At 69.3% G+C, this 22363-nt stretch carries 24 protein-coding genes; 19 read left to right on the forward strand and 5 right to left on the reverse strand.

What is annotated here, in order from left to right:
* The first annotated feature begins 112 nt into the window (after positions 1 to 112).
* The 11 genes from VEC04_RS04900 (at position 113) to VEC04_RS04950 (ending at position 12244) form a co-directional block, all read left to right on the forward strand.
* Complete coding sequence (locus tag VEC04_RS04900) at positions 113 to 1639, forward strand: MFS transporter (protein WP_324774421.1); 1527 nt, start codon at positions 113 to 115, stop codon at positions 1637 to 1639.
* A gap of 112 nt (positions 1640 to 1751) precedes the next feature.
* Entirely contained in the window at positions 1752 to 2207 is a 456-nt protein-coding gene (locus VEC04_RS04905) for a hypothetical protein (protein WP_324774423.1), read from the forward strand.
* Between the two features lie 143 nt (positions 2208 to 2350).
* Positions 2351 to 3541, forward strand: a complete 1191-nt coding sequence (sucC, locus tag VEC04_RS04910; RefSeq protein ID WP_324774425.1) for an ADP-forming succinate--CoA ligase subunit beta — start codon at positions 2351 to 2353, stop codon at positions 3539 to 3541.
* On the forward strand, positions 3541 to 4083 hold the full coding sequence (locus tag VEC04_RS04915; protein ID WP_324774427.1) for a hypothetical protein: 543 nt from the start codon (positions 3541 to 3543) through the stop codon (positions 4081 to 4083). The genes sucC and VEC04_RS04915 overlap by 1 nt, the downstream gene beginning before the upstream one ends.
* Positions 4084 to 4218: 135 nt before the next feature.
* Positions 4219 to 4821, forward strand: a complete 603-nt coding sequence (locus tag VEC04_RS04920) for a hypothetical protein (protein ID WP_324774428.1) — start codon at positions 4219 to 4221, stop codon at positions 4819 to 4821.
* Positions 4822 to 4832: 11 nt separating this feature from the next.
* On the forward strand, positions 4833 to 5426 hold the full coding sequence (locus tag VEC04_RS04925; RefSeq protein WP_324774430.1) for a hypothetical protein: 594 nt from the start codon (positions 4833 to 4835) through the stop codon (positions 5424 to 5426).
* Positions 5427 to 5537: 111 nt separating this feature from the next.
* Positions 5538 to 6440, forward strand: coding sequence for a succinate--CoA ligase subunit alpha (sucD, locus tag VEC04_RS04930; protein ID WP_324774432.1), 903 nt, complete (start codon positions 5538 to 5540; stop codon positions 6438 to 6440).
* Between the two features lie 229 nt (positions 6441 to 6669).
* The gene (locus tag VEC04_RS04935) at positions 6670 to 9684 is read left to right on the forward strand and encodes a 2-oxoglutarate dehydrogenase E1 component (RefSeq protein WP_324774434.1); all 3015 of its coding nucleotides are present in this window, start codon (positions 6670 to 6672) and stop codon (positions 9682 to 9684) included.
* Positions 9685 to 9760: 76 nt separating this feature from the next.
* Complete coding sequence (gene odhB, locus VEC04_RS04940; RefSeq protein WP_324774436.1) at positions 9761 to 11308, forward strand: 2-oxoglutarate dehydrogenase complex dihydrolipoyllysine-residue succinyltransferase; 1548 nt, start codon at positions 9761 to 9763, stop codon at positions 11306 to 11308.
* Positions 11309 to 11333: 25 nt separating this feature from the next.
* Positions 11334 to 11741, forward strand: coding sequence for a hypothetical protein (locus VEC04_RS04945; RefSeq protein WP_324774438.1), 408 nt, complete (start codon positions 11334 to 11336; stop codon positions 11739 to 11741).
* 53 nt (positions 11742 to 11794) lie between these two features.
* Positions 11795 to 12244 carry a hypothetical protein gene (locus VEC04_RS04950; protein WP_324774440.1) on the forward strand — a complete coding sequence of 150 codons (450 nt, stop codon included), beginning with the start codon at positions 11795 to 11797 and terminating at the stop codon, positions 12242 to 12244.
* Here the strand turns inward: VEC04_RS04950 and VEC04_RS04955 are convergent.
* Together VEC04_RS04955 and VEC04_RS04960 are read right to left on the reverse strand one after the other, a co-directional pair.
* Positions 12241 to 13428 (reverse strand): CoA transferase, encoded by a 1188-nt coding sequence (locus VEC04_RS04955; protein WP_324774442.1) that lies wholly within the window; start codon positions 13426 to 13428, stop codon positions 12241 to 12243. The two genes, VEC04_RS04950 and VEC04_RS04955, sit on opposite strands and share 4 nt — an antisense overlap.
* Positions 13429 to 13430: 2 nt before the next feature.
* Positions 13431 to 13697, reverse strand: coding sequence for a DUF6356 family protein (locus VEC04_RS04960; RefSeq protein WP_324774444.1), 267 nt, complete (start codon positions 13695 to 13697; stop codon positions 13431 to 13433).
* 140 nt (positions 13698 to 13837) lie between these two features.
* Between VEC04_RS04960 and VEC04_RS04965 the strand changes: the two genes are divergently transcribed.
* The 3 genes from VEC04_RS04965 to def are packed head-to-tail and all read left to right on the forward strand — an operon-like array spanning position 13838 to position 16062.
* Positions 13838 to 15028 (forward strand): acyl-CoA dehydrogenase, encoded by a 1191-nt coding sequence (locus tag VEC04_RS04965; RefSeq protein WP_324774446.1) that lies wholly within the window; start codon positions 13838 to 13840, stop codon positions 15026 to 15028.
* The gene (locus VEC04_RS04970; RefSeq protein ID WP_324774448.1) at positions 15028 to 15417 is read left to right on the forward strand and encodes an acyl-CoA thioesterase; all 390 of its coding nucleotides are present in this window, start codon (positions 15028 to 15030) and stop codon (positions 15415 to 15417) included. Before VEC04_RS04965 ends, VEC04_RS04970 begins: the two co-directional genes overlap by 1 nt.
* Before the next feature lie 57 nt (positions 15418 to 15474).
* Entirely contained in the window at positions 15475 to 16062 is a 588-nt protein-coding gene (gene def / locus VEC04_RS04975) for a peptide deformylase (RefSeq protein WP_324774450.1), read from the forward strand.
* Here def and VEC04_RS04980 read toward each other — a convergent pair.
* Both VEC04_RS04980 and VEC04_RS04985 read right to left on the reverse strand, forming a co-directional pair.
* A complete protein-coding gene (locus VEC04_RS04980) occupies positions 15966 to 16853 on the reverse strand; it encodes a dihydrofolate reductase family protein (RefSeq protein ID WP_324774452.1) in 888 nt (295 codons plus the stop codon). The genes def and VEC04_RS04980 overlap by 97 nt on opposite strands.
* A gap of 93 nt (positions 16854 to 16946) precedes the next feature.
* The gene (locus VEC04_RS04985) at positions 16947 to 17303 is read right to left on the reverse strand and encodes a hypothetical protein (RefSeq protein ID WP_324774454.1); all 357 of its coding nucleotides are present in this window, start codon (positions 17301 to 17303) and stop codon (positions 16947 to 16949) included.
* 137 nt (positions 17304 to 17440) lie between these two features.
* Here VEC04_RS04985 and fmt point away from each other — a divergent pair, with 137 nt between their 5' ends.
* Positions 17441 to 18367 (forward strand): methionyl-tRNA formyltransferase, encoded by a 927-nt coding sequence (fmt, locus tag VEC04_RS04990; RefSeq protein WP_324774456.1) that lies wholly within the window; start codon positions 17441 to 17443, stop codon positions 18365 to 18367.
* Positions 18367 to 19104, forward strand: a complete 738-nt coding sequence (gene truA / locus VEC04_RS04995; protein WP_324774458.1) for a tRNA pseudouridine(38-40) synthase TruA — start codon at positions 18367 to 18369, stop codon at positions 19102 to 19104. The genes fmt and truA overlap by 1 nt, the downstream gene beginning before the upstream one ends.
* A 172-nt stretch (positions 19105 to 19276) precedes the next feature.
* On the opposite strand, the gene VEC04_RS05000 is transcribed toward truA, so the two are convergent.
* Entirely contained in the window at positions 19277 to 19414 is a 138-nt protein-coding gene (locus tag VEC04_RS05000; RefSeq protein ID WP_324774460.1) for an entericidin A/B family lipoprotein, read from the reverse strand.
* Between the two features lie 95 nt (positions 19415 to 19509).
* Here VEC04_RS05000 and VEC04_RS05005 point away from each other — a divergent pair, with 95 nt between their 5' ends.
* The 3 genes from VEC04_RS05005 to VEC04_RS05015 form a co-directional block, all read left to right on the forward strand.
* Positions 19510 to 21174: a thiamine pyrophosphate-binding protein gene (locus VEC04_RS05005; protein ID WP_324774462.1), complete on the forward strand. Its 1665-nt coding sequence runs from the start codon at positions 19510 to 19512 to the stop codon at positions 21172 to 21174.
* An 8-nt stretch (positions 21175 to 21182) separates the two neighbouring features.
* Complete coding sequence (locus VEC04_RS05010; protein WP_324774464.1) at positions 21183 to 21626, forward strand: hypothetical protein; 444 nt, start codon at positions 21183 to 21185, stop codon at positions 21624 to 21626.
* Between the two features lie 45 nt (positions 21627 to 21671).
* Positions 21672 to 22363 (forward strand): 5'-3' exonuclease (locus VEC04_RS05015; protein ID WP_324774466.1); only part of this gene is annotated, 692 nt, incomplete at its 3' end.

The raw sequence follows: 22363 nt of genomic DNA on the forward strand, positions 1-22363 counted from the left end.
CACATGATCACGGGCGGCGGTTCACCTGAGCCGCCGCCCTTTTTCTTTTTACGCGGCGCCACGGCCCCGCTACCGTCCTGCCCAACAAGAAGACCAGGTCGAGGGAAACGCCATGATCGCCACCGACGCCGCCGCGGTTCGCCCGGGCTACCGCTACTATGTGCTGGCCGTGCTGGTGCTGGTCTATGCGCTCAACTTCCTCGACCGGCAGATCATCGGCATCCTCGCGGCGCCGCTGAAGGCGCATTTCGAGCTGACCGACGCCCAGTTCGGCCTGCTCGGCGGCATCGCCTTCGCCTCGGTCTATTCGACGCTGGCCATTCCGCTGGCGTGGCTGGCCGACCGCTTCAGCCGGGTGTGGATCATGACCGGCGCGCTGGCGGTGTGGAGCGGTTTCACCGCCCTGTGCGGCATGGCGACCTCCTTCACCCAGCTGTTCCTGTGCCGGATGGGCGTGGGCGTCGGCGAGGCCGGCGGCGTGGCCCCGGCCTATTCGCTGATCGCGGACTATTTCCCGCCGTCGCAGCGGGCCCGGGCGCTGGCCGTGTTCGCCTTCGGCATTCCGATCGGGACCGCCGCAGGGACTCTGGTCGGCGGCCTGCTGGCGGCGCGCTGGGGCTGGCAGACGGCCTTCATCGTCGTCGGCCTGCTGGGCCTGCTGCTGGCCCCGCTGCTGCGCCTGACGGTGCGCGATCCGAAGCGCGGCGGGACGGACGCCACGGCCGCGGCGGCGAAGGCGGCGCTCGCTCCGGAGACGGCGCCGGTCACCACGGCCCCGGTTGCGGCCCTCTCCAGCCGGACCGGCAGCATCGCCTCCATGATCATGCTCTCGATCGGCGCCGTCGCGCTGGCCGTCGGCGCGGTGCAGTACCTCGCCATGGACCGGGAGGCGGCGGGCCTGACCTGGGGCTTCGGCGGGCTGCTGGCGCTGGTCATCGGCGTGTCGCTGCGGATCGCGCGCAGCACGGCCTCGGTGGTGATCAAGAAGCCCAGCTTCTGGCTGCTGGCGCTCGGCGCCGCCTCCTCGTCGATCTGCGGCTACGGCGTGGCGGGCTGGCTGCCGCTGTTCTTCATGCGCAGCTTCGATCTGACCCTGATTCAGACCAGCTGGTACTATTCGGGCATCGCCCTCGTCGGCGGCACGCTCGGCATCTGGCTGGGCGGCTTCTTCGCCGACAAGCTGAGCAAGCGCGGCAAGGGCGCCTATCCGCTGACCCCGGCCATCGCCTTCCTGATCTCGGCGCCGCTGTTCATCGCCGCGATGAACTCGCCGTGGCTGATCGGCCTGGTGCTGCCCGGCGGCGGCACCAACGCCCAGCAGCTGATCCTCGCCTTCCTGATCTTCCTGATCCCGACCGGCCTGAACCTGGCCTGGCTGGGCCCGATCACGGCGGCGGTGCAGCACCTCGTTCCAGCGGCGATGCGCTCGACCGCCTCGGCGCTGTTCCTGCTGATCAACAACCTGTTCGGCCTGGCCGTCGGCTTCTACTATTTCGGCTGGATGAGCGACCTGCTGGCCCCGCGCTTCGGCGACGAGAGCCTGCGCTGGGCCATCTACACCGGCATGGGCTTCTACCTGCTGGCCTCGGCCCTGCTGATCGCCGCCTCGCGGACCCTGAAGCGGGACTGGGTCGACTGACGCCGGGGCCGGCCTGCGGGCCGGCCATAATGACGCTGTTTTTCCCCGCACACTGAGTCCGGCCGGCGGTGCTCGCCCCGGTCCTCCCCAGTAATCGAGAGAGTTCGCCTTCATGATCGCCACGCTTCTGTTCGCCGCCACCGTTGTCGCCGCCCCGGCGCCGGCCGACGACTTCAAGACCCTGTGCGTCGCCACCAAGGGCGATGTCGCCGCCGTAACCGCCGCCGTCGAGGCCCAGGGCTCCTGGTCGGCCCCGGCGCAGCAGGACGGGATGATGGTGTGGACCCACAACGGCGAAGGCGTGTCGCGCAATCTGGTCGTCGGCGAGCAGTCCGCTCCCGACGGCAAGCGCCAGGCCTGCATGCTGACCAGCCAGCCGGCCCAGCCGGACCTGGTCGCCGGCATCACCGGCGTGCTCGGCGGCGTGTCGCTGCCCGTCGACGCCGGCGCCGGCCTGTACGCCTATGCGCCCGACGAGACCGCCTACCGCGCCGGCGACGTGACCTTCGTCCAGGTCACCTCCGAGGCGGACAGCACCAGCCTGACGGCGATCCGGCCGATCCGCTAACCGGGCCCCGGCCCTGAACCCGAGCGCCCTCCCACGGCGGAGGGCGTTTCGCCGTCCGGCGCAGGGCGGTCCGGCGACAGGCGGTTGCACCCGCGAAGGCCCGGGTCCTATAAGCACGCCGACTCTCCCCCAAGGCGGCATCCATGAACATTCACGAGTACCAGGCCAAGCAGGTCCTGAAGAGCTTCGGCGCACCGGTCGCCGCCGGCGTGGCCATCACCTCGGCCGACGAGGCCGAAGCGGCGGCGAAGCAACTGCCCGGGCCCCTGTATGTCGTGAAGTCGCAGATCCACGCCGGCGGGCGCGGCAAGGGCAGGTTCAAGGAACTGGGCCCCGACGCCAAGGGCGGCGTGCGGCTGGCCCGCTCGATCGACGAGGTCGTGGCCAATGCGAAGGAGATGCTCGGCAATACGCTGGTGACCGCCCAGACCGGCCCGGCCGGCAAGCAGGTCAACCGCCTCTACATCGAGGACGGCGCCGACATCGCCCGCGAACTGTACTGCTCGCTGCTGGTCGACCGCTCGACCGGACGGGTCTCCTTCGTCGTCTCGACCGAGGGCGGCATGGACATCGAGGCGGTCGCCCACGATACGCCCGAGAAGATCGTCACCATCGACATCGACCCGGAAGCCGGCGTGACGCCCGCCAACGTGGCCGAGATCAACGACGCCTACGGCCTGACCGGCGCGGCGGCCGAGGACGGCGAGACCCTGTTCCCGACCCTGTATCGGGCCTTCGTCGAGAAGGACATGTCGATGCTGGAGGTCAATCCGCTGATCGTCATGGAGAACGGCCGACTACGCGTGCTGGACGCCAAGGTCAGCTTCGACGGCAACGCCCTGTTCCGCCACGAGGACATGAAGGCGCTGCGTGACGAGACGGAAGAAGACGCCAAGGAGATCGAGGCCTCGGAATGGGACCTCGCCTATGTCGCGCTCGACGGCAACATCGGCTGCATGGTCAACGGGGCCGGACTGGCCATGGCGACGATGGACATCATCAAGCTGTACGGGAAAGAGCCCGCCAACTTCTGCGACGTCGGCGGCGGCGCCTCCAAGGAAAAGGTCGCGGCGGCGTTCAAGATCATCACCGCCGACCCGGCCGTGCAGGGCATTCTGGTCAACATCTTCGGCGGCATCATGCGCTGCGACGTCATCGCCGAGGGCGTGGTCGCGGCGGTCAGGGAAGTCGGCCTGAAGGTGCCGCTGGTGGTGCGGCTGGAAGGCACCAACGTCGACGAGGGCAAGCGCATCCTGAACGAGTCGGGCCTGGCCATCACCGCCGCCGACGACCTCGACGACGCGGCCCAGAAGATCGTCGCGGCGGTCGGCTGATGCTGCTGGCGCTTGCATCGGCGGTGGTCGTCGCTGTGGCCACGCCGGCGGCGCCGACAGATCGCATCGACGACGGGATCGCCGCCTTCAGCCGCGCCTGCCTGCAGGTGCGAGGAGACCGCGACAAGCTGGCCGCCGCCGCCGAGGGCATGGGGTTGACTCCTTTCGCGATCGAGCCGCGCGACGGCCATGATTGGGTCGACGCGTTCAGGGGGGCCTCGCTGGCGATCCGGCTGCATCACATTCCCGCGCAGTCGAGCCCCACGTCCGACTCCTCGTCTGTATCGACGAGGATTCCCGAACAGCTGATCTGCGCCGTCGATGTTCCGGACGTGTCGGGTGACTGGCGGGCCGCGCTTGAAGCCCTGACGGTGGACGGCGGTCCGCTGGGCGCCGGCCGTGAGCCGGGCCAGGATTATGTCTTCCCGGACGAGGTCGAGATCCTGATCTGGGACCTCGCAGATGGCAGCCGAATACACGGCTCCTACATCGCCGCGGACCGCTACCTGGAGCTCTCCGTGAACTATCCGGCCGGCTTCTGAGCGCCGCTCGCGCTTCCGCCATCCCTGGGCGCAGGGATATGAATCGTCTGGAGCCGCAGCCGTAGCGAGCCGGCCCGTCCCCTGATACCGTGCGTTCCAAAGCCGGCGACCGTCGCCGGCGAAGGGGGGTTGTTCATGTTCCGGTATCTGGCGGTCCCGGCGGTCGCGCTTTCGCTCGTGGCCGCGCCCGCGGCGGCCCAGGAGTCGTCGCTCCTGTTCAGCCACTTCAAGACCTTCTGCGCCGATGGTGAGGGGGCCGCGCCGCGCGCGCTGCAGATGGGGCGCAGCGCCGGCTGGGCCGAGATTCCGTCGTCGGTGCTGACCAGCGATCCGGAAAATCCGTTCGAGGACGTCACCGCCCTGATGAACGCCGAGGACAACGGCGACCTGAGCATCCTGATGATCGGCACCATGCAGGAGAACTACGAGGGCACGCCGATGACCATGAAGGTGTGCGCGGTCATGGGAGGGAATTTCGAGACCAACCAGCCGGTCAAGCCGGACCCGCGGCCGATCGTGCGCCAGTGGCTCGGCATGGACGCCCACCCGGCCCTCATGGAAGAGGGCATGACCGGCTACGCCTTCCGGATGGTGGACGGGGGCAAGGTCGCCGTGCGTCCGTCGGAGGCCGCGCTGATGCAGTCGGCCCTCAACGGCGATCTGCACATCGTGCTGACCAACGACGAGAACACCTTCGAGGGGGCCAGCATGCTGATGTACATGCGGCCGGGCTTCTAGACGGTCTCCCGATGTTGGTCGCGATCTCCTCCCACCCCTCCACCACCCGTCGCCGGCGCCCGGTCGCCGGACTGGCGCTGGCCGCGATCTGTCTGGCGGCGAGTCCGGCCGCGGCGGACGAAACCTTCGGCCTGTTCAAGGCCATGTGCCTCGACACCGATGCGGACGCCGCCCGGGCCCATGCGGCCGCGGAGGCGGCCGGCTGGGGCGAGATCCCGGCCGACCGCCTGCAGGAGCTGGCGGACGCGACCCGGTCCGTCAATGCGCGGGGCCGGCTGGCCGCCACGCCGAACGGCATCTTCGTCCTGATGACCGGCCTGTCCTCCGACAGCGACGCGGAATTCGCGACGGATGTGTGCAATGTCTTCGGCTTCAGGCAGACCCGGCAGTGGGACGCGTCGCCCGAGATCGAACAGTGGGTCGGCCTGCCGCCCGGGCGAACCGAGGGTCCGTTGCGCATGTGGAGCTATGACCTGCGGGACGGCGCCAGGGTCGCCCGCGCGCTCGATGCTCCGGCCGGCCCGGGCTACGCCATCATCGTCTCGAGCGAGCCGACCAATTTCCGCTACGAACTGGCCCGCACCCGGCCGGCGCTGCAACCGTAGCGGGGGCGGGCAGCCGCCAGAGCGTGCGGATCGTGGCGCTAACGGTTTGCCTTGGACGGAGACTGCGCTAGGGAGGCGCCACCTTTCTGACGCGCCGGAACTCCCCTCCCCATGTCCATCCTCGTCGACAAGAACACCAAGGTCATCGTCCAGGGCCTGACCGGCAAGACCGGCACCTTCCACACGGAACAGGCGCTGCGCTACTACGGGACCCGGATGGTCGGCGGGGTGCACCCGAAAAAGGGCGGCGAGCTGTGGCACGGGTCCGAGGGCGAGACCCTGCCGATCTTCGCCACCGTCGCCGAGGCGAAGGAGGCGACCGGCGCCGACGCCTCGGTGATCTATGTCCCGCCGGCGGGCGCCGCCGACGCCATCATCGAGGCCATCGACGCCGAGGTCCCGTTCATCACCTGCATCACCGAGGGCATCCCGGTGCTCGACATGGTTCGGGTCAAGGCGCGGCTGGACCGCTCGAAGTCCCGCCTGCTCGGACCCAACTGTCCGGGGATTCTGACCCCCGAGGAGTGCAAGATCGGCATCATGCCGGGCTCGATCTTCAAGAAGGGCAATGTCGGCATCGTCTCGCGCTCGGGCACCCTGACCTATGAGGCGGTGTTCCAGACCACCAACGAGGGCCTCGGCCAGACCACGGCCGTCGGCATCGGCGGCGACCCGGTCAAGGGCACGGAATTCATCGACGTGCTGGAGCTGTTCCTCGCCGACGAGGAGACGCAGTCCATCGTCATGATCGGCGAGATCGGCGGCGGGGCCGAGGAGGACGCCGCCCAGTTCCTGATCGACGAGGCGAAGAAGGGCCGCAGAAAGCCGATGGTCGGCTTCATCGCCGGCCGCACCGCGCCCAAGGGCCGCACCATGGGTCACGCCGGCGCCGTCGTCTCGGGCGGCAAGGGCGACGCGGAGTCCAAGATCGCCGCCATGGAGGCCGCCGGCATCCGCGTCTCGCCGTCGCCGGCGCGGCTCGGCTCGACGCTGGTCGAGGTCCTGAAGGGCTGACAACTCTCCTCGGCCCGTCATCGCCGGGTCAAGCCCGAGGATGACGACCTGGAGTTGGGAGCCGATGTCTCACTTGTGGGGCACGGAACGCGTGAATTTCACGAAATTCCGGACAATTTCGCCCCTTTCGCCCCCATTCGGTCATGACCCATAAGGAAACAGCGCCTATATCAGCGGCGCCGGTTTCGCGCAGACGTGCGCGCGCCGCCCAAGGGACGTGACGAGAACAATGGCGGACGATGCCGGTCGGCTGAACCAGGTCTTTGCCGAGACCAGCTTCCTGTATGGCTCCAACGCCTCGTTCATCGAGGACCTGCACGACAAATGGGCGGCCGACCCGGCGTCGGTGTCCGCCGAATGGCGCGCCTTCTTCGACCAGCTCAGGGACAACGCCGAGACGGTGAGGGCCGCGAGCGCCGCCGGGGCCTGGGGCCGCTCGCCCGTGTCGGAGCCGACCGAGGAGGCCGCCGTGTTCGATGGCCGCTGGCCCGCCCCGAGGCCCGACCCGAAGAAGGCCGGCGCGGCGCCCGCGAAGGCTGAGGCCGCGCCTTCGGCCCCGGTGTCGGCCGAGGCCATCCGCGCCGCGGCCCACGATTCGATCCGCGCCCTGATGCTGATCCGCAGCTACCGCGTGCGCGGCCATCTGCAGGCGACACTGGACCCCCTGGGCATCGAGCAGCCGACCGAGAACCCGGAGCTGACGCCGGAATTCTACGGCTTCACGGACGCCGACCTCGACCGGCCGATCTATCTGGACGGCGTGCTGGGGCTGGAGACCGGCACCATCCGCGAGGTGCTGTCGATCCTCAAGCGCACCTACTGCGGCCACATCGGCATCCAGTTCATGCACATCGCCGAGCCGGAGGAGAAATCCTGGCTCCAGCAGCGCTTCGAGGGGCCGGAGAAGTTCGAGCAGAACGCCTTCACCCGCGAAGGCAAGCTGGCGATCCTCAACAAGCTGATCGAGGCCGAAGGCTTCGAACGCTTCCTGCACAAGCGCTTCCCCGGCACCAAGCGGTTCGGACTGGACGGCGGCGAGGCCATGGTCCCGGCGCTGGAGCAGATCATCAAGCGTGGCGGCGCCCTCGGCGTCGACGAGATCGTGCTGGGCATGGCCCACCGCGGGCGGCTGAACACCCTGGCGGCGGTGATGGGCAAGCCCTACCGCGCCATCTTCCACGAGTTCCAGGGCGGCTCGACCGTGCCCTCCGACATCGAGGGTTCGGGCGACGTCAAATACCACATGGGCGCCTCGTCGGACCGCGAGTTCGACGGCAACAGGGTCCACCTGTCGCTGACCGCCAACCCGTCCCACCTCGAGATCGTCAACCCGGTGGTGCTGGGCAAGGCGCGGGCGAAACAGGCCTTCGACATCCGCGAGGCCAACGCCGGCCAGCCCTCCGAACAGTGGGCGCTGGACCGCTCCAAGGTCGTGCCGCTGCTGATCCACGGCGACGCCGCCTTCGCCGGTCAGGGCGTGGTCGCCGAATGCTTCGCCCTGATGGGGCTGAAGGGCTACCGCACCGGCGGCACCATCCATTTCGTGGTCAACAACCAGATCGGCTTCACGACCTCGCCGCGGAACAGCCGGTCCTCGCCCTATCCGTCGGATGTGGCCCTGATGGTCCAGGCGCCGATCTTCCACGTCAACGGCGACGACCCTGAAGCGGTGGTCTTCGCCGCCAAGGTGGCCACCGAGTTCCGGCAGAAATTCCACAAGGACGTGGTGGTGGACATGTTCTGCTACCGCCGCTTCGGCCACAACGAGGGCGACGATCCGACCTTCACCCAGCCGGTGATGTATTCGAAGATCCGGGCCCTGCAGTCGACGCGCGAGATCTACGCCGCCCGGCTGATCGCCGGGGGCGTCATCGACCAGGCGGCGGTCGACGCCGAGGTCGAGCGGTTCGAGGCCTTCCTCGACGCCGAGTTCGAGGCCGGCAAGGCCTTCGAGGCGAAGAAGGCCGACTGGATGGACGGCCAGTGGCAGGGCATCGGCCTGCCCGACGGCGACGAGCGCCGCGGGGCCACCTCCGTGCCGGCGGCGAGGCTGAAGGAGCTCGGCCACCGCCTGACCACGATCCCGAACCAGGTCGACATGCACAAGACGCTGAAGCGCGTCATGGACGGCCGGCGCGAGATGATCACCACCGGCGAGAACATCGACTGGGCCACCGCCGAGAGCCTCGCCTTCGCCTCGCTGCTCGACGAGGGCTTCCCGGTCCGCCTGTCCGGCCAGGACTCGGTGCGCGGCACCTTCAGCCAGCGCCACTCGGGCATCGTCGACCAGACCACCGAGGCCCGCTACGTTCCGCTCAACAACCTGCGCGAGGGCCAGGCGGAGTTCGAGGTCATCGACTCGGCCCTGTCGGAAGAGGCGGTGCTGGGCTTCGAATACGGCTACGCCCTGACCGATCCGAACACCCTGGTCATGTGGGAAGCCCAGTTCGGCGACTTCGTGAACGGGGCCCAGGTGGTGATCGACCAGTTCATCACCTCGGGCGAGCGGAAATGGCTGCGCATGTGCGGCCTGACCATGCTGCTGCCGCACGGCTACGAGGGGCAGGGGCCCGAGCATTCCTCGGCGCGTCTCGAGCGCTTCCTGCAACAGTGCGCCGAGGACAACATCCAGGTCGCCAACTGCACCACGCCGGCCAACTATTTCCACATCCTGCGCCGCCAGATGCACCGGCCGTTCCGCAAGCCGCTGATCATCATGACGCCCAAGTCGCTGCTGCGGCACAAGAAGGCGGTTTCGACGATCGCCGATATGGCGGAGGGCAGCTCCTTCCACCGCGTGCTGCACGACGACGCCCAGACCCGGCCCGACGTGGCGGGCATCAAGATCAAGGCCGACAAGGATATCCGCCGCGTCATCCTGTGCTCGGGCAAGGTCTATTACGACCTGCTGGACCGCCGCGAGAAGAACGTGGCCGACGGCAAGGGCGGCGAGGACGTCTACATCCTGCGCCTCGAGCAGTTCTATCCGTGGCCTATGAAGTCGCTGATGACCGAACTCGGCCGCTTCCCCGACGCCGAGCTGGTCTGGTGCCAGGAAGAGCCGAAGAATATGGGCGGCTGGACCTTCGTCGATCCGTGGCTGGAGCTGACGCTCGAGAAGCTGAACGTGAAATCGAAGCGCGCCCGCTACGTCGGCCGCCCGGCCTCGGCCTCGACCGCCGCCGGCCTGATGAGCCGGCACCTGAAAGAACTCGACGCCTTCCTGACCGACGCCTTCGCCTGATCCCGGATAACGGCGTCGCCGTTTCCGGGATGACAATCTAGACTGCTGCAACGACCGACACGAAAGCCTGACCGACATGGCCGACATCCTGACCCCCGCCCTCGGCGAATCCGTCACTGAAGCCACCATCGGCAAGTGGACGAAGAAGGCCGGCGATCCGGTGAAGAAGGACGAGGTGCTGGTCGAGCTGGAGACCGACAAGGTCTCGCTCGAGGTGGTGTCGCCCGCCGACGGCGTGCTCGCCGAGATCCGCGCCGCCGACGGCGAGACGGTGACCCCCGGCGCCGTGCTCGGCGTCGTCAGCGAGGGCGCCAGCGCCGCGCCCGCCGCCCCGAAGGCCGACGCTCCCAGGGCTGAGGCTCCCAAGGCCGAACCGGCGCCCGCCGCGCCCGCCGCCGCGTCCGCCCCTGCCGCCTCGGGCGGGTCGACGCCGATCATGACCCCGACCATGGGCGAGAGTGTCGCCGAGGGCTCGATGGGAACCTGGCTGAAGAAGTCGGGCGACACGGTCGCCAAGGACGAACTGCTGGTCGAGATCGAGACCGACAAGGTGGCCGTGGAGGTCTCCGCCCCCGCCGCCGGCGTGCTGACCATCGACGCCGAAGCCGGCTCGACCGTGACTCCGGGCCAGCAGATCGGCAGCATCGCCGCCTCCGGCGCCGCGGCCGCTCCCTCCGCGGCCCAGCCCGCCGCCCCGGCCCAGGCCGCCCCCGCCAACGCCGGCTCGGCCCAAGTCAAATCGGACGAACCTCATCTGTCGCCCGCCGTCCAGCGCGTGGTCAGCGAGAACAACCTCGATCCCAAGGCCATCGAAGCCACCGGGCCGAAGGGCAACATCACCAAGGGCGACGCCCTGGCCGCCATCAATGCACCGAAGGCGGCTGCGGCCCCCGCCGCCGCCCCGGCCGCGCCGCGCGCCGACCAGCCGCGCGAGGAGCGGGTCAAGATGACCCGGCTGCGCCAGACCATCGCGCGCCGCCTGAAGGAATCGCAGAACACCGCCGCCCAGCTGACCACCTTCAACGAGGTGGACATGACCAATGTCATGGCCCTGCGCAGCCAGTACAAGGAGGCGTTCGAGAAGCGCCACGGCGTCAAGCTCGGCTTCATGAGCTTCTTCACCCGCGCGGTGGTGCAGGCGCTGCACGAGATTCCCGCGGTCAACGCCGAGATCGACGGCACGGACATCATCTACAAGAACCACTACGACATCGGCATCGCCGTCGGCACCGAAAAGGGCCTCGTCGTGCCGGTACTGCGCGACGCCGACCAGCTGACGCTGGCGGGGATCGAGAAGGGCATCGCGGCTCTGGGCAAGGCGGCCCGCGACGGCGAACTGACGCTGGACCAGCTGCAGGGCGGCACCTTCACCATCACCAACGGCGGCACCTATGGCTCGCTGATGTCGACGCCGATCCTCAACGCGCCGCAGTCGGGCATCCTCGGCATGCACAACATTGTCCAGCGCCCGATGGCGGTGAACGGCGAGGTCAAGATCCGCCCGATGATGTACCTGGCCCTGAGCTACGACCACCGCATCGTCGACGGCAAGGAGGCGGTGACCTTCCTGGTGCGGGTTAAGGAACTGCTGGAAGATCCGGCGCGGGCGCTGCTGGATCTCTGATCCGGAAAACCGGAGGGGCCGGGTCATGGATCGTTTTGAAGTGGCCCGGTTCTCGACCCTGCCTGAAGCCGAACTGGCGACGGAGCTGCTGAGGAGCCACGGCGTCGACGCACGGGTGACCGACCGCGAGATGGCCAACAACGCCGCCCATCTGCAGATCGCCATGGGCGGGGTGCGCATCACCGCCCCGGATTTCCAGATCGTCCAGGCGCGCGACCTGATCGCTCGCGCCCGCAGAGGCGAGTTCGGCGGCCTCGACGCGGACGAAAGCGACGAGTGGATGGTCGACCATACGCCGGGCAAGGTCGGTGAGCTGGACGAGCATGAAATCCAGGGCGTCATGGGCTCGGCGAAGAGGGCCGGCGTCGTGGTCGTGGTGATCTTCTTCGTCGTCCTCCCGCTTGCCGGATGTCTGCTGATGGCGCTCGGCTAGCGCCGCGCGCTGAAGCTCTGGCTTGCCGGGAACCCTCATGCAAAGCTCACTCCATGAGCCTCCGCGAGATCGCCCGCTTCGCCGACGTCTATGAGGCCGAATTGGCCGGGGCCTTTCTGGCGTCGCACGGCATCGACGTGACCGTCACCGAGCGGTTCCAGACCACCGTCGACCCGCTGATGCAGCGGGCGCTGGGCATCCGGCTGATGGCGCCGGCGTCGACGATCGACGAGGCGCGGGCGCTTCTGGCGCGGGTCAACGCCGGGGACTTCGCGATGGACGAGGGCGACGACATGGCGGATATGGACGGCGGCACGCGGGCGACCGGCACGCTGATGGCGTTGGCCGCCTTCCCGCTCGGCGGCTTCTGGGGCAACAGTCTGCCGCGCCGGTTCCGGCCGGTGGCCTGGCAGGGCGTGCTGTTGTCGATCGTCGGCTTTGCGTTCGCGATGCTGGTCGTGTTTCTGGTCCTGAAGCTCCTGCTCGACCCGCCGACGGGCTAGCCGCCGGAGCGCAGCGGCCCCAGCACCTCGTCCGTGTGCTCGCCCAGCGCCGGGGGCGGCAGGTCGTAGGCGACGGGCGTGGCCGACATCCGGATCGGCGAGGCGACCGTGCGGACCGGAGCGGACAGATCGCCGCGCATCTGGGTCACCTCCAGCCCGCGATGCTTCGCCTGCGGCTCCCCGAACACCTGATCGATGGTGTTGACCGGCCCGCACGGCACGCCCGCCGCCTCCAGCGCATGCATCAGCGCCTTCATGGTCCGGCCGGCGGTCAGGGCCGACAGCTCGGCGGTCAGGACGGCGCGGTGCTCGATGCGCAGGGCGTTGGTGGCGAAGCGCGGGTCGGCGCCGAGGCCGGGCGCGCCCAGCGCGGTGGCCAGGGAGCGGAACTGGCCGTCGTTTCCGACGGCGATGACCACCATGCCGTCCGTGCACGGAAAGGGCTGGTACGGCGCGAGGTTTGGGTGGGCGTTGCCCATCCGCGTCGGGGCCCTGCCGCCAACGAAGAAATTGGTCGCCTGATTGGCCAGCATGGCCGCCTGCACGTCGAACAGGGCAATGTCGATATGCTGCCCCTGTCCCGTGGCGCGGGCATGCAGCAGGGCGGCGAGGATGGCGTTGGAGGCGTAGAGGCCGGTGAACAGGTCGGCGACGGCCACCCCGACCTTCATCGGTTCGGCCCCGGGCGCGCCGTCCGGCTGGCCGGTCACCGACATCAGCCCGCCCATGGCCTGGATCATGTAGTCGTAGCCGGCCCGGTGCGCGTCCGGCCCGTCCTGGCCGAAGCCGGTGATCGAGCAGTAGACCAGCTTCGGATTGACCGCCGACAGGGCCGCGAAGTCGAGGCCGTACTTTCTCAGCCCGCCGGTCTTGAAATTCTCGACCACGACGTCGCAGCTCTTGGTCAGTTCACGGACGATTTTCGCTCCTTCCGGCGTGGCGATGTCCAGCTCGACCGACTTCTTGCCGCGGTTGGCGCACAGGAAATAGGCGGCGTCGCCCTTCGAGCCGTCGGCCCTGGCGGTGAACGGCGGGCCCCAGTGGCGCGTGTCGTCGCCGGCGCCGGGCCGCTCTATCTTGATCACCTCGGCCCCGAGATCGGCCAGGGTCTGCGTCGCCCACGGCCCGGCGAGGACGCGGCTGAGATCGAGGATGCGGACGCCGGAAAGCGGGCCTTGCGCCACCGTCAGAGACCCGGATCCCACACCCCGGCATTGCGCATGCGGCATTCGCGCGCCTCGCGGGCCCGGCCGTCGAGTTCGTCAGCCATGCAGCAGACCGCCTTCGACACCGTCGCCTTGTGCACCCCCGGCACCAGCGCGTGCAGGAAGGCGCAGCCGGCCAGCTTCAGCAGGCGGAGGCCGAATCGCGACGACGCCGCCATGTGATGAAGGTAGCTCTCCTCGACCTCGCGCGGGTGATCGACGAAGAGACGATTCCATGTGCGTATCATGAGCGCAGCATAGCTTGAGACGGGCCCCGCCTCTACCCGTCGGCGTCATTCTGGCCTAAACCGCCCGCCAGAACAGGGGGCGCCCGTCATCAATGGCGTGACGCATGCAGCGACTCCGGCACGCTTAGGAAAGATCACCCATGGCCGACGGCCCCGCTTCTCCCGCCAAGACCTTCCGCTGGGACGACCCGCTGGATCTGTCGGGACGGCTGACCGACGACGAGCGGATGATCCAGGAGGCGGCCCGCTCCTACGCCCGCGAGAAACTGCTGCCGCGCGTCATCGCCGCCTTCCGCGACGAGGTGTTCGACAAGTCGATCATGACCGAACTGGGCGAGATGGGCTTCCTCGGCGCCATGCTGCCGGAGCAGTACGGCGGCTCCAGCGTCAGCCACGTCGCTTACGGCCTGATCGCGCGCGAGATCGAGGCGGTCGACAGCGGCTACCGCTCGGCGATGTCGGTGCAGTCGTCGCTGGCCATGTATCCGATCTACGCCTTCGGCTCCGAAGACCAGAAGATGAAATTCCTGCCGCGCATGGCCGCCGGCGAACTCATCGGCTGCTTCGGCCTGACCGAGGCCGACGGCGGCTCGGACCCGGCCTCGATGAAGACGAAGGCGGAAAAGGTCGACGGCGGCTACCGCCTGAACGGCGCCAAATACTGGATCACCAACAGCCCGATCAGCGACCTGGCCATCGTCTGGGCCAAGCTGGACGGCGAGATCCGCGGCTTCATCGTCGAACGCGGCATGGAAGGCTTCACCACCGACAAGATCGGCGACAAGCTCAGCCTGCGCGCCTCGATCACCGGCGACATCGGCCTCAACGACGTCCTGGTGCCGAAAGAGAACCTGCTGCCGGCCGTGAAGGGCCTGCGCGGTCCCTTCTCCTGCCTGAACAAGGCGCGCTACGGCATCGCCTGGGGGGCCATGGGCGCGGCGGAGGCCTGTTTCCACCTGACCCGCGACTACGTCGGCGAGCGGATGCTGTTCGGACGCCCGCTGTCGTCGCGCCAGTTGGTGCAGAAGAAGCTGGCCGACATGCAGACCGAGATCTTCCTCGGCTTCGAGGGCGCGCTGGCGCTGGGCCGGCTGCTCGACCAGGGAGCCTGGGTCCCCGAGGCCATCTCGATGATGAAGCGCAACAACTGCGGCAAGGCGTTGGATATCGCCAGAACGGCCCGGGACATGCACGGCGGGGCCGGCATCACCGGCGAGATGCACGTCATGCGCCACGCCATGAACCTCGAGACGGTCAACACCTACGAGGGCGCCCACGATGTCCACGCCCTGATCCTCGGCCGCGCCATCACCGGCCAGAGCGCCTTCTGATGGGCGGCCCGCGCGGCCGCCTCGTCGGCCGGGTCATCGCCATGCCGGCCGACACCAACCCCGAGGGCGATATCTTCGGCGGCTGGCTGCTGGCCCAGATGGACCTCGCCGGAGCCACCCCGGCGTTCGAGATCGCCCAGGGCCGCTGCGTGACCATCGCCGTCGACGCCATGGTCTTCCACCAGCCGGTGTCGGTCGGCGACGAGGTCTCGCTCCATGCCGAGGTGGTCAAGACCGGCCGCACCTCCATCCGCGTCCATGTCGAGGCGTGGAAGCGCTCGCGCAACGAGGCCCACGGCGAGGCGGTGCGGGTGACCGAGGGCGTCTTCACCTATGTCGCCATCGGCGCCGACCGGAAGCCGCGGGTGCTGCCCGAAGCCGCGGCATAACCGAGCACAGCGCTGGGAAATCTTGACGTCCGGGCCGGCGCCCCCTACCTCCCGGCCATGGCCGTCCGTCGCATCCTCACCATCGACAACGCCGCCGATCTGGCGGTGCTGAAGCAGGTCTCCCGTCCGGTTGAGGGGCCGGTGACGGACGAGCTGCGCGCCCTGATGGACGACATGCTGGAGACTATGTACGCGGCCCCGGGCATCGGTCTGGCCGCGGTGCAGATCGGCGACACGCGCCGGGTCATCGTCATGGACCTGGGCGACCGCGACGTCGCTGGCGACGAACCGGCCGAGGACGCCACGGACGAGGCGCGCGCCGCTTACGAGGCCGCCCGCCGCAACCCGCGCTATTTCGTCAATCCCGAGATCCTCTGGGCCTCGGACGAGCTGTTCCAGTATGAGGAAGGCTGCCTGTCGGTGCCGGACGTCTACGACGCCGTCGAACGCCCGGCCCGGGTCCGCATCCGCTACATGGACTATGCCGGCCAGACCGTCGAGGAAGAGGCCGACGGCCTCTACGCCGTCTGCATCCAGCACGAGATGGATCACCTCGAGGGCGTGCTGTTCATCGACCACCTGTCGCGCCTGAAGCGCGAGCGCGCCGTGGCCAGGGTCAAGAAGGCGGCGAGGCTGGCCGCCTGATGGCCCGTCTCAAGCGCAACCGCGACCGCATCATCGACCCCACCGGCCGCCGCCGGCTGACCCGCAACGAGAAGGTCGGCGTGGCCAGCCTCGTCTCGCTGGTCGCCGTGGCGGCCGTGGGCGTGGTCGCCGGCATGCTGATCGACCGGCTGCTGACCTTCGACGACGCGCTGGACGCCGGTGGCGAATGGGACGAGGGCGGCGGCGTCTTCACGCGCTGGGACTGAGGTCGGGTCAGCGCTCCGCCGGTAATGCATGGCGACGGGGCCGCTGCGGAGCGGCGTGGCCGATATCAGCTCCAGCCGCCGCGTGCCGGGCAGCCCGCCCTGGTAGAGGGTCGGGCCGTGCCCCGCGATCCTGGGATGGACGAGGAATTTGTACTCGTCGATCAGGTCCAGCCGGTCCAGCTTCGCCGCGAGCTTGCCGCTTCCCAGCAGCACGCCCGCCGGCGTCGCGTCCTTGAGCCTCTGCACCCCCGCGCGCAGGTCGCCGGCGATCAGGTGGCTGTTGGTCCACGGAAAGTCCGTTCGCGTCGACGACACCACATATTTCGGCTTGGCCTCCAGCTTGATCGCCCACTCGCGTAACGCCGGCGGCGCGTCCACCTCGCCGCGGGCCACCGCCGGCCAGTGGCTCTCCATCATCTCGTAGGTGACGCGCCCCCACAGCATCGCCCCGCTCTCGTCCATCAGGCGGGTGAAGAAGGCGTGCGTCTCGTCGTCGGCGATTCCCTCCTGGTGGTCGAAGCAGCCGTCCAGGGTGACGTTGAGGCTGAAGGTCAGGAGTCCCATGCGGCGAGGCCATGAAATGGAGAAGACGCAGGCCGATGTTGGGCTGCTCTGGAACGTCTGCAAAGGGTGGAAAGCGGACGATCACTCCTTGACCTAATGGGATGCCGGTTCGCAGCGGAAGGCGGTCACCATGCGTCCTTCGCGAACCGATCCACCGTCGCCAAGCAACCACTCGAAACCAGAGTGCCACTGCCAACTGATGGCGCATCTATCGCCTACACGGGGCTTAGTCTGGTCGATGGTCATGAACGGGATCAGGTAGAACCGCTGCTCGCCCGCGACTGTGCCTCGGACCCCAACGGCGGTTGCCATGACACCTGAGACAAAACCCGGATCGGCGGAGACTTCGGTGATCGTAACCTCGTCCATTCCGAGTTGCTGCGTCGGGAGGCTCTGAGTTGAGACCGACACCGCGATTGCTGCTACGACAGAAGCTGAAAGCGCGCTCATCTGACAATCATCACATCCTGATCGAACGTCCGCAATGGGTCGAAAGTGGACCTCGCACCCGCCGCAAACCCGTTGGGCCCCGTCCCCGCTCCCCCCTCGCCTTGTCCCCGTCCCGCGCATGAGGCACACCGCCTCGCATGCGCCTCGCCTTCATGGGAACCCCCGACTTCGCCGTGCCCTCGCTGGCCGAGCTGATCGCCAGCGGTCATGAGGTCGTGGCCGTCTACAGCCAGCCGCCGAAGCCGCGCGGCCGGGGCCAGAAGCTGACGCCGTCGCCGGTGCACGCCTTCGCCGAGACCATGGAGCTGCCGGTGTTCACGCCGGCCTCGATGAAGGCGACAGAGGCCATCGAGACCTTCCGCAGCCTTGAGGTCGACGCCGCCTGCGTGGTCGCCTACGGCCAGATCCTCAAGCGCGAGGTGCTCGAAGCGCCCCGCCTCGGCTGCTTCAACCTCCACGGCTCGCTGCTGCCGCGCTGGCGCGGCGCCGCCCCGATCCAGCGGGCCATCATGGCCGGCGACCGCCAGACCGGCGTGCAGATCATGCGCATGTCCGAGGGCCTCGACGAAGGCCCGATCCTGCTCTCCGAAGTGCTCGACATCCGTCCCGACGACACCGCCGCGACCCTGTCCGAGCGCATGTCGCACATCGGCGCCAGCCTGTGGCCGCGTGCCCTCGCCGCCATAGACCGGGGCGGAGTCGAGGGCACGCCGCAGACCGGCGAACCCACCTACGCCCGCAAGATCACCCCGGCCGAGGCGCGCATCGACTGGAGCCGACCGGCGGCGGAGATCGATTGCCACATCCGCGGCCTGTCGCCTTTTCCGGGCGCCTGGTTCGAGGCGCCGGGCGCCGAGGGGCCGGTGCGTATCAAGGCGCTGATGTCGCGCGTCTCGGGGCCGGGCGAGGGCGCGCCGGGCGAGGTGCTGGACGGCGGTCTGCGCGTGGCCTGCGGCGAGGGTGTGGTGCGGCTGCTGACGGTGCAGCGGCCCGGCAAGGCGGCCCAGCCGGCCGACGATATGCTGCGCGGCTTCCCTGTTCCGGCCGGAACGGTGCTGGCCTGATGCCCCGCTACCGTTTGACGCTGGAGTATGACGGCTCGGGCTACAACGGATTCCAGGCCCAGACGGATCAGCCGACGGTGCAGGGCGCCGTCGAGCGGGCCATCACCGCCTTCTGCGGCGAGACGGTGCGCATCGCCGCCGCCGGCCGCACCGACACCGGCGTCCACGCCACCGGTCAGGTCATCGGCGTCGATCTGGAGAAGGCCTGGCCCGCCCGCACGGTGATGAACGCGCTCAACGCCCACATGGTCGAGGAGGCGGTGGCGGTGCTGGACTGCATCGAGGCCGAGCCGGAGTGGCACGCGCGCTTTTCGGCGACCGGGCGGCGCTACCTCTACCGCATCCTCAACCGCCCGGGCCGCCCGGCGCTCGACCGGGGCCGGGTCTGGCACGTCAAGAAACCGCTCGACGCCGAGGCCATGCACGCGGCGGCGCAGGCGCTGGTCGGGCTGCACGACTTCACCACCTTCCGTGACATCGCCTGCCAGTCGAAGTCGCCGCTCAAGACCCTCGACGTCGCCCGCGTCTCGCGCGTCGGCGAGGAGGTGCATCTGGTGTTCGAAGCGCGCAGCTTCCTGCACCGGCAGGTGCGGTCCATGACCGGGACCCTGGCGGAGGTCGGGCAGGGCCGCTGGAAGGTCGAAGACGTCGCGCGGGCGCTCGAGGCCCGGGACCGCGCCGCTTGCGGACCGGTGGCCCCGTCGGACGGCCTCTACCTGACGGGCGTCAGCTACTGACCCATCACCGTCACCCTCGGGCTTGACCCAGGGCCAGACCGTCCGGTGCTCGGTGGCGGAGCCTGCGGTCACTCGCGCCGGGCCATCTCCGCCTCACAGCAGGGCCCCACGTGTGATCCTCGGATCAAGCCCGAGGACGACGGACGTGAGGTGATCCGCCCGGGGCGAAGACCTACCGCTTCGCGCTTTCCGCGCCCGAGGTCACCGCGTCGCCGGCGGCGCGGACGTCGCGCCCGATGCCCGAGACGGTGTTGCAGGCCGAGACCGCCATCATGGCGGCGACGAGCCCGAGGGCGATGATCTTCTTCATGGACGGTCCCCTTCGACGTGAAATCCGCGCCTTGAACGCAAGCGTGGCCGTGCGGTTGCATGGCCAAGGTTCGAGCCGTCTGCTAACCCGCCGGGATGACTCTGCAGCCGCCGAACACCGCCGCCCGCCGCCTCGTCGAAACCCTCGTCGTGAACGGCATCGACCGTGTCTTCTGCGTGCCGGGCGAGAGCTATCTCGCGGTGCTGGACGCCCTGGCCGACGTGCGCGACCGCATCGAGGTCATCGCCTGCCGCCACGAGGCGGGCGCCGCCAACATGGCCGAGGCCTACGGCAAGCTCACGGGCAAGCCCGGCGTTTGCATGGTCACACGGGGACCGGGCGCCACTCACGCCTCGATCGGCGTGCACACGGCGCATCAGGACTCGACGCCGATGATCCTGTTCGTCGGCCAGATCGCCATGGCCGACCGGGGACGGGGCGCCTTCCAGGAGGTCGACTACCGGGAGGTGTTCGGCGGCCTCGCCAAATGGGCCACAGAGATCGAGACCCCGGCGCGCACCGTCGAGGTCGTCGAGCGCGCCATCGCCACTTCCTTGCAGGGCCGCAGGGGGCCGGTGGTCATCGCCCTGCCCGAGGACATCCTGCACGAGGACGGCGGCCCCGCCCCGCTCCGCCCGGTCGTCCCCGCCAGGGCGGCGCTGGACCCGGCCTTCGTCGAACAGGTGCGCGAGCAGCTGGCCAGGGCCGAGCGCCCGCTGCTCGTGCTGGGCGGTTCCGGCTGGACCGAGGACGCCGCCGCCGCCCTCGGCGACTGGGCCGAGCGCCTCGGCCTGCCGCTGGCCCTGTCGTTCCGGCGCAAGGACCTGATCTCCAACGACCGCACCAACTACGCCGGCGACCTGGGCCTCGGCTGCAATCCGAAGCTGACGGCGCGGGCCAGGGCGGCCGACCTGATCCTCGCCGTCGGCGCCCGACTCGGCGAGAACCCGACCCAGGGCTACACCCTGTTCGAGCGCGCCCGCACCGCCGATACCCTGGTCCACATCCATCCGGGCGCCGAGGAGCTGGGCCGCGTCTGGACGCCGCTGATGAGCGCCACCGCTGACAACTCACTGGCGGCTCTCGCGCTCGCCTCGATCGATCCCGGCCGCACATGGGCCGAGGAGGCCGCCGCGGCGCACGCCGACTATCAGGCCTTCTCGACACCTGTGCCGGTCACCGGCGCCGTCAACATGAGCGAGTGCATGGCGCATCTGGCCGAGGTGCTGCCGGCCGACGCCATCGTCACCAACGGCGCGGGCAATTTCGCCGCCTGGCTGCACCGCTTCTACCGCCACCGCGCCTGCCGCACCCAGCTGGCCCCGACCTCCGGCGCCATGGGCTACGGCTATCCCGCCGCCCTCGCCGCCAAGAGCGTCCACCCGAACCGCGACGTCATCTGCATCGCCGGCGACGGCGACTATCTGATGACCGGGCAGGAGATCGCCACCGCCGTCCAGTACGGCATCAACGCCGTCGTCGTGGTCGTCGACAACGGGACCTATGGCACCATCCGCATGCACCAGGAGACCCACTATCCGGGCGCGCAGCGGACCATCGCCACCGACCTGCGCAACCCCGACTTCGTCGCCTACGCCGAGGCCTTCGGCGCCTTCGGCGTGCGCTGCGAACGGACCGGGGACTTCCCCGCCGCGCTCGAGGCGGCCCGGAACGCCGGCCGTCCCGCCCTCGTTCACCTGATCACCTCGGCCGAGGACATCGCGCCCAACCGCACCATCACCGGCCTGCGTACCCGATAGGAGCTGTCATGCGCCTCGCCCTCCTCGCTGCCGCCCTGACCCTGCCGCTGACGGCCTGCGCCACGCCGCCGCCCTCGGGCCCTGACGTGCCCACGCCCCATGCCGACAGCGACGACTGCGCCGTCATCGCCGCTGTGGCGAAGGAACACTACCGGTTCAACAGCACCGACAATCCCCCGCTGCCGATCCGCTTCGAGGGCGACTACGCCCCGCGCTGCCAGTGGAGCCGCTACGGCCTCGCCTTCGAGTCCTACGATCCCGACGCTCCCGGCGACCCGCGCGAGCGGATGCGCTGGGTCAGCTTCGCCCGCCCGGGCTACGACGACCGCGGCGCCGTGATCGAGACCGGCATCATGCACGGCCCCCTCTCCGGCATGGGCTACGAATGCCGCGTCCACTCCGGCTTCGCGGGCTGGACCGTCGGCGAGTGCAGGAACACCTGGGTCTCGTAGTCCGCGGGCGGTGACGGCGGCCCCGCGCCCCCCTATGTTCGCCGCATGACCGACACCGCCGCCGAAACGACCGACCGCGCCCTCACCCAGGACGGCCCCGCGCTGCGGCTGTGGATGATCGACGCCTCGGCCTACATCTTCCGCGCCTATCACGCTCTGCCGCCCCTGACCCGCAAGTCGGACGGCCTGCCCGTCGGCGCGGTGCAGGGCTACTGCAACATGCTGTGGAAGCTGATCCGCGACATGAAGGGCGCCGACGGCCCGACCCATCTGGTGGCCATCTTCGACCATTCGGAGAAGACCTTCCGCAACCAGATGTACGATCAGTACAAGGCCAACCGCTCGGCCCCGCCGGAGGATCTGATCCCCCAGTTCCCGCTGGTCCGCGAGGCCACCGCCGCCTTCGGCGTCCATTGCGTCGAACTGCCCGGCTACGAGGCCGACGACCTGATCGCCACCTACGCCTGCAAGGCGCGCGACGCCGGCGGCGAGGCGGTCATCGTCTCCTCCGACAAGGACCTGATGCAGCTGATCGGCCCCTCGGTGGTGATGTGGGACCCGATGAAGGAGCGCCGCCTCGCCGAGGAGGCGGTGTTCGAGAAATTCGGCGTCACGCCGGACAAGGTGGTCGAGGTCCAGGCCCTGATCGGCGACAGCGTCGACAACGTCCCCGGCGCCCCCGGCATCGGCCCCAAGACGGCCGCCCAGCTGATCCTCGAATACGGCGATCTCGACAC

It is taken from the genome of Brevundimonas sp., assembly GCF_035626535.1.
Taxonomy (GTDB): domain Bacteria; phylum Pseudomonadota; class Alphaproteobacteria; order Caulobacterales; family Caulobacteraceae; genus Brevundimonas.